The organism is Enterococcus sp. AZ128 (genome assembly GCF_051714485.1).
In the GTDB taxonomy this organism is placed as follows: domain Bacteria; phylum Bacillota; class Bacilli; order Lactobacillales; family Enterococcaceae; genus Enterococcus_A.
On sequence record NZ_JBIORZ010000004.1, the window covers coordinates 407873 to 420728 of the forward strand.

Consider the following 12856-nt stretch of genomic DNA (forward strand, 5'->3'; position numbering starts at 1 on the left):
AAGGAGACATTCAATTGATAGACAACTTTATAGAAAAAGATATCCTACGCAGAGTGAAAATTACCTATGTATTATATGAGTGCAGACAGATAAAAATTGGAGAGCTTGCCGCAAATATAAATACCAGCTTCAATACACTGAAGAAAGATTGTCAAAAAATCGCCTCAAAGCTGGCAGATGAGATCGTTACCTACTCCATCACTCGTTCAGAGCTGTCCTTTCAATTCAAACAAGGCATCAGCTGTTACGAGCTAGTGCGGAAATTGTATTCAGATTCACTTTTTTTAAATGTATGTTACCGCTGTCTTTTGGGGAAAAATAATTACACTTCCATAGCCGAAGAAGAATTTATTTCGGTGACGAAAGTCTTCAATCTGAAAAAGAAGTCGGAAAGATATTTTAGACAAGCGCTGGGAATCAATTCGGATGGGGAAATCGCTTTTGAGAGGAAATTGAAAGTAAGATATATTTACCTAGCTCTTTGGATGAGAGGCATCGGTGTCGCTGAGTTGAAGACCGATCCTTTATTTTATAAATCAGAGCGAATGGCGCACCATTTAGGCGAACTTTTGAAAAATCGTCTGAGTAAAAAAAGTTTGCACTATTTGCAATACGCCCTGTTTTTGAGCATCACCAGAGAGGAAACATTGCCAATAGATGCTGAAACAATCGAATTCTTGAAATCTGGAATTATTTTTAACAGCGTGAGGACTTGTTTCTCGCAGCACGGGCTCGAGGCAGCGGATGAGGATATCGCGTATATTGCTTTCATCTATAAAAATTTGCCCTACAATCCTGAAAGCTACCGGTTAATCGAGGCGGACTACCAATACTATCGTGAACGATTAATAAAAAGCTACCCTTCCGTTCTGCAGCTTATCAGAAATTTTGAGGCTGCCTTTGAAATGAACCTGCTGGGGGAAATCGAATTTGAAAAACCCTTGATGGATCTCGTGTATACCACCACTTTGGGGATCAATGAATTTTTGCTTAATCAGTACTATTTCATTGATTGCAAGGATCACTTTATTCAGAATAAAATCAGCCAAATCGTACGAACCTGGTTGAACGAAGAAATTTCAACCAATATAACCATGTCGGAATCCATCATTTTGCAATTTTGTCATCTAGTCATGCCCATTCTGAAAAAAGGTGAGAAAAAAAAGATTCCCATCGTCATTGTCTCTAAAGATGAATATTCCCATATGCTATTCAGAAACAATATCAGCAAGATCATCTCTGAAAATTATTTTATCATCAATGACGAAATCTATTATTCCATCGACGATATCCCAGAATTATTTTTCAACATCAACTGCTTTATCGTGTGTGAGCGTTGCCTATTGAATCAAGATAGAACGTTTATTCTCCCTATTTCCATCAATAACCTGACCAACGATTTGAAAGACATCTCCAACTACATCTTCACCTGCGTTTTGACGAAACAATAAACTGGCTGTTTAGGGCCAAAAACTAAGAAATTTCTGTTAAGAGATACCGCTTTTTTTAGGCGATATCTCTTTTTTCTTCAGAATAATTATAATCAATACGCTTATTTAGAAATAAAAACAGATGTGGAAAAATCCAATAAATAGTCTGGCGGTCTTATTCAGCCAGCAGACTACTCCTAGATTAGTTATTTTAAACCATACTTAATCATACAAAAATATTCAAAAATACCTTTAAAACCTTATTATTCAAATGTTTTAAAAAAATATGCAAAATTGGGTATTTGAAAACCTCTTTACAACGATGTTATATAAGGCTACTATTTTAGATAGATCTCATAGAAAACGGTTGCACAAAACTTTTGAACAGTATGGAGGAAAATGACAATGGATGTAGCAAAACTTGGTCAGAGACAATTATTTGGAATGAAGAAAGATACGCTTCTAAAGAGAATTACTCGGTTTTTCCAACAGACACAGCAAGCGGCAGAAGTTGTCGAATACCTTGTAGCGATCCTGTTTCGCCACTCGATCTGCGTTGGCGACTTTTCACTTCAGCCGCTGAACGAGTTGATCCAGCAAATTTTCTTGAACACGCCCCCAAATGATACGTTGCGCCGACATTGCCTCTACTTCCAGCATTTCTTTTCGGCAGAAGAATGGCAGACGGTTACCCAACGCCTATTCGCCAACGAAGAAGAGTACCAGCATTTCACCAAGGAAACACGCTTCTATAAGAAATTATTAGAGAAAAAGAACCTTGAAACCTCCCACGAATCCGAATTCCAATTCGATCTCGTATCGATTTTTAAAGATGCCAACGGAAAACGCCACACATGGACACTCCGCAATACAAAACAAGTCCATTCCGAGGAAGAAACTGCCGAAATATTAGGAATCTTGACGACCTTAACGATTTTTCAAGCCTCAGGTGTCCGCCGTTTTGCGGAATACGTCAAATTCAAAAGTAAAAAAGGCTGCATCGATGCAGAGCACGAAGCCCTTCAAGCAGACCCAGAAGAACTTGTTCAGCAAGCCGTTGAAGACACTTCTCGGAAAGAAAAAATGCAGCCAGAACGAATTACGCCCGCTGCCAACACATCAAGCAGCAATGCTCCCGAAAAAAATCAAGCACCTTCGTCAGCAAACCAGACCCATTCACACACGCGGACCCAACAAGAAACCAAGGCGAAGGCAGACACGACAGCCCCGATTCCGGGAAACGTACCGCCAGCCGAACCAAAGAATCAAGCTGCACCCTATCCAACAGCCAAAACACAAAAATCGGCCGCACCTCCTGAAAACACGGACGACACCGATCTGCACTACGGCAAAAGCAAAGAACAGATCCAACAAGGACGAGACGAAAGAGCTTGGCGAAACAAACTCAACAAAATCCTGAAAAGGAGGAAGTGACCCCGCTCTCGCAGTGAAGGAGAGGCGATTGAATGTGCTCTTTGAGTTGAGGAAAGATGACGTTTATTTGGTGTGGGAAAATCTTCTGTTCCATTTCAATTCTTATACAAAATTTCCAAATGGAAAACGCCTTTCGATATTCTGGATAAACGGATTTACGTTTTGAGAAATTTCAAACTGTTTTTGCACACATCTCAGCACATAAAAATCCTGAAAAACCGGATCTGTTTGTCTCACTTGTCACAATTTCTTAGTTTAACTCTCCATAAAACCATAAGTCATTTACAAGCAGTTCATCATCAATCATCTTTTCCTGATAGCACATTTCACGCACTGCTGTTTTGATATTACGCTCTTTACAGAATGAATATTCCTGATCTATTTTCGTCCAAAATTGTTCAGGTCCTGTCCTATCCCAAAAATTATTGTAGTAATTTTCATCATAAAAAATGATGATTTGCGAATTCCAATAATAAGGAACGGATATGACAGCAATAACTTTACAGAAAGGCAAATCATTTGGTTTTTGAAGAATGAATCTTTCGGTAGTACTTATCCATGCTCTACAAAATTCTGTCTTTATTCTTCCTCTTGTTTTTAGACTGTCAATAAACGGATCACTTGGTACATGAAAATGATCGTAATTGTCGTCTGTTTCAAGAAATGGCGTGAACTCATTAATACGTCTTAGCAACATTTTCAATTTGCGTCCTTGACCACGTTGTTTCTTCCTATCCAATACTGCTCTCCTCCTATACGTACTCTGTCTCTTCAGCTTTTATATTAGTCTATCCGCTCACTGTAAACCACTACATTTTCTAACTTCTATGTATTAGTCCTTCAATAGCTGATTCAGCTTAGGAAATCATCTCCTAATATCTCAAGAACATCATCGCCTTATTTCGTTTTTCCCATCTAGAATCACTAAGAAACTAAAAAAAGTGCAACTCAGCTCCTCCAAAGTGCAACAAAGAAAGAATCGGTGGAAAACCGTTTTCCAGTCGCCTATGATGACTTTAAAGATAAAAAAAGTCGTCATGGAGGAGAAAAATATGAAAAAATCAATCAAAAAGAAAATCAGCATCGGTGCAAGTATTTTATTAGGAATTATCTTAATCGCTGGAATTGGGGCCAGTTATTATTTTGGAAAGATGGTAACAGAAGGCTTGTTTCACCAAAACGATGGAAACGATACAAAGAAGAATAGCCTGTTACAGTTGAAGGAATGGGGCTATGATTTGGAGAAATTTAATGCAAAATACTCAGGAGAGACTTTTGACTTGAAGGCTGAAGATGGGAACACGTTTCCGGTAACTTCTTTCAGCACAGATGGCGATAAAGCGAAAGATACCGCGATTTTGATTCATGGTGCAGGCGGCGATAACGTTTTTCTTTCTCCCTTAGCAGAGATTTATTTGGAAAAGGGCTGGAACGTGTTGACCTTTGATATGCGCGGACATGGTGACAACGAAGATCCTTTGGTCACTTTTGGCTACTTAGAGCGCTTGGATGTAAGTGCGATCGTGGATTATGCAGAAAAAGTAAATTCGGATAAGCAAATTGTCATTCACGGGCAGTCAATGGGCGGCGCGACTGCTGGGATGTATGCAGCGACTGAACACGCGGCTAAACATGTGGATGCCGTGATTATGGATTCACCAGTTTGTAGTATGGAGGAAATGTTTGCCGGAGTTTGGCAAGGCATGGAGGATACTGAAGGCATTCCATTCCCTTATGTTGTTGCTTGTGGGAACTTCTATATGAAGCTAAACTACGGCTTTACTTTTAAAGATGTTGAAATCACCGAACAACAAAAATATAATGAAATCAAAACACTCGTTATTAATAGTGAGCAGGACGACGTATGTCTTCCTGAAAAGGTGACGTCTTTATACGAGAATATTGCAGCAGAGGATAAGGAACTCGTTTCCATCAACACGGAGCACATTAAAGGCATGCTTGACCAAAAAGAAGAGTACATAGCTGCCGTTATGCAATTTCTAGCAAAATAACTGATTGAATTGGAGCTGAACTATGCGGATCAAATTATTTCAAGAGGACGCTCTTGAAGAAGACCGAACAGAAATTTACTATCGTGAAATGACCGAGCAAATTGAGAAAGTCCGTCAAATGCTGGAGGGTTCCGTCCCCCAGCTTTTTGGATTAGAGGATGGTGAACAGGTACTTCTGTCGTTGGAAGAAATCTTTTATATCGATACTGTCGATAAAAAGACCTTTGCTTACTTAAGAGAACACGTTTTCCAAATCCAAGGAAGTTTAACATTTCTTGAATCTGCTTTGTCCAAACATGGTTTTTGCCGTATTAGTAAAGCCAATATCGTCAACATTCAGCAAATAAAAAAAGTGAAGTCCGAAGCCAATATGCGGCTGAAAGTGGTTTTGAATAACCAGGAGGAGCTAGTCATCAGCCGTTATTATCGCAAGATCTTTCAAAACTACTTAAAGAAAGTACGAGGTATTTTACATGACTAAAAATCGTTTAAAAGAAATGCTGACGGTGATTTGCGTCAGCTATACGATTATTTCCTTAGGAACGACCCTTTATGATCGTTTGTTTTACGACGGCCGTGACGATTTCTCCAGTCTGCTGTTCAAATTTATCTGTACCGCCATTGCAGTGAGCATCTTATACACGCATCCGCTGCTGGAACGATTGTCACCTTTGGCGATGATTGTGCTGCAATATGTTGGCGCAATGCTGCTGGTATTTTTGACCATTTGGATTAGCAGCTTCTTTGAAAAATTACACGAGAACAGCTACTTCGGTGCTTTTTCTTCCTTTACGGCTATTTACATCATTGGCGCAATCGCCTATTATGTCGGCCTGCATATTGATGTTCGAAAACAGAATCGATTACTAGAGGAAATTCAGACAAGTCAGAATAAGCTGCTTTAATAGCGAGAAATTGGTGGGGATTTCCAAAAAAAGACACTCTCCGAAATTGGAAAGTGTCTTGAATGTCGATATATAAAATATCTTAACGTTTTGAGAACAGAAAAACGTAATCTTTAAGAAGCTCAATCAATAGAAATCCTTTTATATCAAAGATTCGACAGTATGCAGATTACTTCAAATTTGATACAAATGCACTCTTATAGACTATATTTGAACCAATTTGAACCACGATAGATGGTAGTTGAATACAGAATATTAAAATATCATATTTTAGTTGCTACGTTCAAATACTTTCTTTTAAAATATTTTTAGCAAATCTAAAGTTTAGACAGGAATCCCTAATAAATCTCCTCGCATTTCCTTAGTAATGTGCAGATTCCAATTATTCTTAATAAAATCTAGTAATTCTTTCCCTCTTTTTTCAATTGATCTAGTAGTCCATTCAGAATAATTATTGACAAGATATCGTTCCGCATAACCGCCATATTTATACCCTAAAGGATTATTTATCGTACCACCATCAATTTTTGTCGGATAGTCTTTATTACCCAAACCATCGTTCTTTTCACTTGATATTATGATTAAATTCCCCAAACTATTCTTATACAATTCTTTTTCTTTATCAGTTAAATCACCAAATCTCTCTTTCCAATATCTATTCCTTCCATTTTTAGGATAGATATGCTCCAAATTTAATTTTTCTTTATCCTCATATAGCTTTTCAATATCTGAGATTGAATAATTATTCTTAGATTTTTTTAATAAGTATATTTCATATTCAAGCAAAATGTAATAACTTATACTTTTATAGTCGCGATAAGCCTGTTTATTCAAAAAGTCTCCAGTTGTGATACCGAAAAGTTTTGATAATTCTATTCTTATCTTAGTTAATTTCTTGTTTATTTCTTTTAAATCTTCTATTGTGTAACTGTTTTGATTGTTAATCGTGTTTAAACCTAATATACAGTCCTTCATTAAACCGTTTGCTTTAAATTCGTACTCTCTATTATTTTCTTTAGGTAAATATCCATAAATAAATAAAATTTTTTCTAAGCTTTTGATTATTTTTAGTGTGTCGTCAACAAATTCAGTTTTTAATAATTTGAAAATACTCGTTTCAATCACTTCACTCCCAAAAATTCTCCGATGGTATACACCATCGTTTAAACTAAAGTTAAAGTTGAAATTGAAGTATATTGAACCTAAAAAATACTTTATTTTATAGAGGTATTCTTTTAGTTCCAACGAAAAATCAGCTGAACTTGGAGACTTCATTGCACTCCATATTTCAATACTATGAGATAAATCAGATATATACAGTTTTATATCTTCCATCTCTAAGTTTTTTTCCATAACATTTTTAGCTGTAAAGACTGACTTCAATAAATTTGTGATATTTAAAATTGACTCTCCGTCACCACTACTTCTAGGTGACAGCGAAATTAGCTTCTCGTTTCGATATGATGAAACTTGGGCTCCTAAAAAAATATCATCTAGATTCATTCCCATACCATCAAAGTCTCTATATCTTCTTCTTTGCCATCTTGGTATATTTTTTAATTGCAATTCTCCTAAATAACTATATAATTTCTTCCAACATTTATTAATTTGAGCTCTCATTTCAGCTTTTGTTCCAACATCAATCCCATCATACAATGTCGTCAAATAGATTAATCTATTTTTCAGTAACTCCAATTGAGATAATTTCTTACCTCTATTATTCATAGTCTCGAAAGTAACAAATATATCTAATTTAGAATGGATGACATATCTATTAAAAACAAAATTATAAGTCAGTTTGCAATATAACTGATCTAACTGAGTAAAATTCAATTCTTCACATTTTTCATAAAAAAAATCATATGCGTATTTTAAATTATCAGTGTATTTATTCTCGTAAACATCTTCTTTATCAACTAAGTAGTCTCTTCCAATAATATTAGCAATATAGAAACCATAACTATTGTTATCTTTCTCGTAAGAAAATAGAAGAGTCGAGTTCAAACTTCCATTCCCTGTTTCTAGAATAAATAGTTTCTCAATTTCTTCTACAGTTTTATTTTCATCTAATTTCTCATTCTTGAACCTTTTTTTCACATTATCCAATATAACTGATAATAAAATCATTGCTGTAGTTAATCTTTGCTGTCCGTCAACAACATAATAAGGTTTTATATTTCTTCTCTCAAAAAGCCATGTATCCTGAGTCCATTTCTCATATACAGATTCTTCAACTGGTTCTAAAGTTATAACTCCACCATAGTGTAATCTATTGTTCGATAGTATTTCTAAATCATCCCAAAAATCTTGAATTTCCTTTCCTTCCCAAGCATATCCTCTTTGGTAATCAGGGATTCTGTAAATACATCTATTAAATAAATCACTCAAACTAGTTAATTCTGTATCCATAAATACACTCCTTTAAGTTAATATATTATTTCACAATATTTTCAAACAGTTACTTATGATTAATTGTACATCATTACACAAACTAACAAAAGTTCAATCTAGTATTTATCAACTACTTTTGAAATGAGCAAAAGCACCCATATGGTTTCCCAAATAGGCACTTCTTATTAATTAATAATTCAATTATCTACTACAGTAACTTCTGAAGTATCTATAAATTTCGTAGATACAACTTTATAAGATGCTGGATATCCATTTGATTTATCCTCTTCCTCTAACTGTCCTTCATCATTTATTCGAAACATCGTAATCGTGTCTACTTGTAATTCACTATGCTTCACACGAACATAGGCATAGCCAACATTGTTTTCTACGATTAGATCATACGGGAATGAACTTCTTCCCATGCTAAATTGTTTATCTAAAACAGCACTAACCCATTCCTTGAATTGTTCAGAAGTTAAATTTTTAGTGTCAACATTTGTATCGGAATTACTTTCAGATGATCCCGATTGTTCATCTAAAGGAGAATAATTTTCTGCTTTGGCTACTAATTTGGCTATACCATCTTTGTATTCTCCAAATTTAGCAGTCATTTCTTTTACACTAAAGTTTTGTGATGACTCATCTCCTGAATTCGATCGTCCAGTTACAGTAACTTTATCTCCCTCAAAATGAAATCGTTTGGTTGTTCCTATTGAGGAGAAGCTTACTATTATGTCAGGTAATAAGTTTTTAGACAATTGTAATTTCGTACCATATCCAGTATCTTTCTCATAAGCATTAGTATAATCATTAATCACTGCATCGATTGATCGAGTCTCATTATCAGGAGTGATATATATTGCAACCGCAAGCTCTTCGTTGGTTAATTTATTTTGCGTATCCTCTATTCGATTGTTAGTATCTGTTTTCTTTATACTACTGGAACTCTCAGCTTTGCTTATAGACTGTTTCATTGATTTATCTGTCGTAGCACTATCCGTATTCGCTTTTTGACATGCCCCTAGTAAAATCACACTCGCAAATAAGCAACCAACCATCACTTTTCTCTTCATTTCATACTCCTTCAATTCTTTTTTCATAATTAATTGTATACCAAATTATCCCTTATCATCACTACCAATTATCATGTCCGTTTTATTAATCGAGAACACACTAAAAAAAGACACTCTCCAAAATTGGAAAGTGTCTTGAATGTCGATATATAAAATATATTAACGTTTTGAGAACTGTGAAGCTTTACGGGCTTTCTTAAGACCTGGTTTTTTACGTTCAACCATACGTGAATCACGAGTAAGTAATCCAGCACGTTTAAGAGCTAAACGGAAATCCTTATATATCAACGTTTACAATGGTTTTTCTCACCATCTTTTATACTTTAGAATACAGTCTTAAATTCTTCAATTTACCTCAAATTTTCAAAATCCAGACCCAAAAATAAAATGGATTTTAGCCACATATATCAAGGGATTAGATAACATTTCAAAAATAAAATAGACCCAATTTATTAAAGTATGAAAAAAATTTCTATGTTCGTGAGTAAAATGAAAACGCCTTAATTTTAGGCTTTTTTATTTTTACCTCTAAACCAAGTTTTCTGCCATTAGCTCTGCTTGTGTAATCACTAAATCAATGGTTTCTAAATCTGTCTTAAATTTATTTTTTCTCAAAAAACGTTTGATTTTAACTCTCATTCGGGCTTTCTCAGAACTACGTTTTGTCCAATCAATTGTCATATTTTCTTCAATAGTTTTAGCGATACCTACTGCAATATCTTTTAGAACTTGTTCATCTTCATCCGAATTTTTAGAGATAACATCATAAAAGGCTTTTTCTTCGACTGTCAAGCCTAATTCTTCGCCTTCTTCTTTCATTGTTTTCATGTCTTTTGCCAATTCAATTAACTCACGAATGGCAATTTCAGAAGTAATTCCTCTAGTATTGTATTTATTTATGGATTTTTTCAATAGTTCAGAGTATTTTTCTGCTTGGACAACATTCGTTTTTTGAATAGACTTAATTTTTCCCGCTAATAAATTTTCAAGTAGTTGTAAAGCAAGATTCTTCTGTGGCATTTCTTTAATTTCTTCTAAAAACTTGTCAGACAAAATAGACAATTCAGCTTTTTCTAATCCTAGAGAATCGTAAATATCCACAATATCTTCCGTTACAACGGACTTAGAAATTAATTGCTTCAGTTCTTCATCGATTTGTTGAGGAGATTTTACTCCATCTACAAAGTTTAATTTAATTAAATATACTTTTACAGCTTTAAAAAAGGCAATTTCAGCATTGTATTGTTGGACTTCTTCTTCTGTCACACACAAAGCATACGCTCGAGTGATTTCCGTTACTAAATCTTTAAATCTCTTAACATCTTCAACATCATCTAATCCTAAAATATAGTTTGCAGCATTTGTAATAACTTGTAATTTTTTCGTATAATCTGTTGAATTAAAATCAGAATAATCGAACTTATCTAGAATCGTATTGGTAATCAAGTCATATTTTTCTTTGACTAAACTCACGGCAACTTGGGTATCAATCCCTGCTTGTTTTTGGTCATTTGGTGTATACTCTTGTAGAGCATTTTTCAAATTCGGTGCAATCCCAATGTAATCTACAATCAATCCGCCTGTTTTGTCTTTAAATACACGATTTACACGAGCGATTGCTTGCATTAAATTATGTCCTTGCATTGGTTTATCAATATACATCGTGTTCATAGACGGAACATCAAAACCTGTCAACCACATATCTCGAACAATGACAATTTGAAGTTCATCAGAATCATCTTTCATTCGCTTCGCTAATTTATCACGTCTTGTCTTACTCCCAATAAAAGGTTGCCAATAATCTGGGTCACTACTTGAACCTGTCATTACAATCTTAATTTTCCCTTTATCATCGTCATCAGAATGCCAATCAGGACGAAGTTTAATTATTTCTTGGTATAAATCAATCGCAATTCTTCTTGACATTGTAACAATCATTGATTTACCGAAAGAAGCTTCTTGTCTTGTTTCAAAGTGTTTCACAAAATCTTGAGCTAATTTTTCTAATCGAGGTTGTGAACCTGTGATAGCTTCTATTCGACTCCATTTTGCTTTCGTTTTTGAAGCGACATCTTCTTCTTGACCTTCCACAATGTCTTCTACTGAATCGTCTATATCTAATCCATCAGGAAGTGATACAGGGATGATTCGGCTTTCATAATAGATTTTTACTGTAGCTCCATCTTCTACCGCTTGGGTCATATCGTATACGTCTATATAATCCCCAAACACAGCTTTTGTAGACTTGTCTGCACTAGAAATAGGTGTTCCTGTAAAACCAATGTAGGAAGCGTTAGGTAACGCATCTCGTAAGTATTTAGCATACCCGTATTTGATTGAGCCATCTTTATCATTCACATCCGCACTAAATCCATATTGAGAACGATGAGCTTCATCTGCCATTACAATAACGTTTCGTCTATCAGTTAATATATCCATTTGATTGCCTTCTTTAGGTGCAAACTTTTGCATGGTACTAAAAACGATGCCACCTGCATTGACAGACAATAACTCTTTTAACTCATCCCCATCATTGGCTTGTTTTGGTGTTTGCCGTAATAAATCACTTGATTGACTAAACGTTAAAAACAATTGGTCATCTAAATCATTTCTATCAGTTAAAACTACAACAGTCGGATTGTTTAATTCTTGCACCAATTTCCCAGTATAAAAAACCATTGATAGACTTTTACCTGAGCCTTGGGTGTGCCAAACAACCCCAATTTTATTATCTCCTTCAGTGCTAACCGCACGTTTTGCTTCTTCTACTGCACGATTCACTGCATGATATTGATGATAAGCCGCTAAAATCTTAATCGTTTTATCCCCATCAGTTTTAAATAAGATAAAATGATGCAGTAAATCAAGTAGTACTTCTGGATTGCACATTCCTTTTATCAACACTTCTAATTGACTACTAGCTGTTCCAGGTTCCACTTTCCCATCAATTGTTCGCCAAACCATGAAACGTTCTTCATTACTTGATAAAGTCCCCACTTTTGCTTGCACTCCATCACTAGCAACCATAAATTCATTAAACGTTAACAGCGAAGGAATTTCTTGTTTATATGTCTGTAATTGGTTATAAGCGTCTGAAATACCCACGGCTTCATCCGTAGCATTCTTCAATTCAAACAGCACAATAGGCAATCCATTGATAAATAGAATAATATCCGTTCTTTTGCGTTGATTATCCTCTTCTACAATAAATTGATTGACAGCTAAAAAGTCATTGTTTCTAGGTTCATTAAAATCAAATAATAAAATACGTTTTGTAACATTGCGATTGCCTTCTCGTGTAGGAATTTCAATACCATCTGTAATGTATCTATGGAAAGTCTGATTATTGACTGCCATATCGGGATGTTTATGGACAGTAATTGTCTTAATGGCTTCATCAATTACTGCCATTGATACATCAGGATTAATTGTTACAAGAGCTTCTTTCAAACGGTCTATCAAAACAACTTCTTTGTAGTCTTTCCGTTTAGACATCCCACTATCTTCTAATTCTTTGGCAGAAACAGAAGTGTATCCCACTTCTTCTAACCAGCGTAAAGCAACTAATTCTAGTTCATTTTCGTTAAAACTGTATTCTTCAGCCAAAA

9 protein-coding genes and 1 pseudogene are annotated in these 12856 nt (G+C 35.1%); 5 read left to right on the plus strand and 5 right to left on the minus strand.

What is annotated here, in order from left to right; all coding sequences use genetic code 11:
• The first annotated feature begins 14 nt into the window (after nt 1–14).
• Both IGI38_RS23205 and IGI38_RS23210 read left to right on the plus strand, forming a co-directional pair.
• Complete coding sequence (locus IGI38_RS23205; RefSeq protein ID WP_438734336.1) at nt 15–1451, plus strand: hypothetical protein; 1437 nt, start codon at nt 15–17, stop codon at nt 1449–1451.
• A 384-nt stretch (nt 1452–1835) separates the two neighbouring features.
• Nucleotides 1836–2864: a hypothetical protein gene (locus tag IGI38_RS23210; protein WP_438734337.1), complete on the plus strand. Its 1029-nt coding sequence runs from the start codon at nt 1836–1838 to the stop codon at nt 2862–2864.
• Between the two features lie 250 nt (nt 2865–3114).
• On the opposite strand, the gene IGI38_RS23215 is transcribed toward IGI38_RS23210, so the two are convergent.
• The gene (locus tag IGI38_RS23215; RefSeq protein ID WP_438734338.1) at nt 3115–3603 is read right to left on the minus strand and encodes a DUF3916 domain-containing protein; all 489 of its coding nucleotides are present in this window, start codon (nt 3601–3603) and stop codon (nt 3115–3117) included.
• A gap of 313 nt (nt 3604–3916) precedes the next feature.
• Here IGI38_RS23215 and IGI38_RS23220 point away from each other — a divergent pair, with 313 nt between their 5' ends.
• The 3 genes from IGI38_RS23220 to IGI38_RS23230 are packed head-to-tail and all read left to right on the plus strand — an operon-like array spanning nt 3917 to nt 5781.
• A complete protein-coding gene (locus IGI38_RS23220) occupies nt 3917–4876 on the plus strand; it encodes an alpha/beta hydrolase (protein ID WP_438734340.1) in 960 nt (319 codons plus the stop codon).
• 22 nt (nt 4877–4898) lie between these two features.
• The gene (locus tag IGI38_RS23225; RefSeq protein ID WP_438734342.1) at nt 4899–5357 is read left to right on the plus strand and encodes a LytTR family DNA-binding domain-containing protein; all 459 of its coding nucleotides are present in this window, start codon (nt 4899–4901) and stop codon (nt 5355–5357) included.
• The gene (locus IGI38_RS23230; protein WP_438734343.1) at nt 5350–5781 is read left to right on the plus strand and encodes a DUF6608 family protein; all 432 of its coding nucleotides are present in this window, start codon (nt 5350–5352) and stop codon (nt 5779–5781) included. The genes IGI38_RS23225 and IGI38_RS23230 overlap by 8 nt, the downstream gene beginning before the upstream one ends.
• Before the next feature lie 324 nt (nt 5782–6105).
• Here IGI38_RS23230 and IGI38_RS23235 read toward each other — a convergent pair whose 3' ends face one another.
• The 4 genes and pseudogenes from IGI38_RS23235 to IGI38_RS23250 all read right to left on the minus strand — a co-directional run bounded on the left by IGI38_RS23235 (nt 6106) and on the right by IGI38_RS23250 (nt 12854).
• Nucleotides 6106–8190, minus strand: coding sequence for a DUF262 domain-containing protein (locus IGI38_RS23235; RefSeq protein WP_438734344.1), 2085 nt, complete (start codon nt 8188–8190; stop codon nt 6106–6108).
• A 179-nt stretch (nt 8191–8369) separates the two neighbouring features.
• Nucleotides 8370–9275: a hypothetical protein gene (locus tag IGI38_RS23240; RefSeq protein WP_438734345.1), complete on the minus strand. Its 906-nt coding sequence runs from the start codon at nt 9273–9275 to the stop codon at nt 8370–8372.
• Between the two features lie 132 nt (nt 9276–9407).
• A pseudogene (rpsI, locus tag IGI38_RS23245) lies at nt 9408–9524 on the minus strand (30S ribosomal protein S9); the annotation flags it as partial.
• 252 nt (nt 9525–9776) lie between these two features.
• Complete coding sequence (locus tag IGI38_RS23250; protein WP_061053469.1) at nt 9777–12854, minus strand: type I restriction endonuclease subunit R; 3078 nt, start codon at nt 12852–12854, stop codon at nt 9777–9779.
• Nucleotides 12855–12856: the final 2 nt, after the last annotated feature.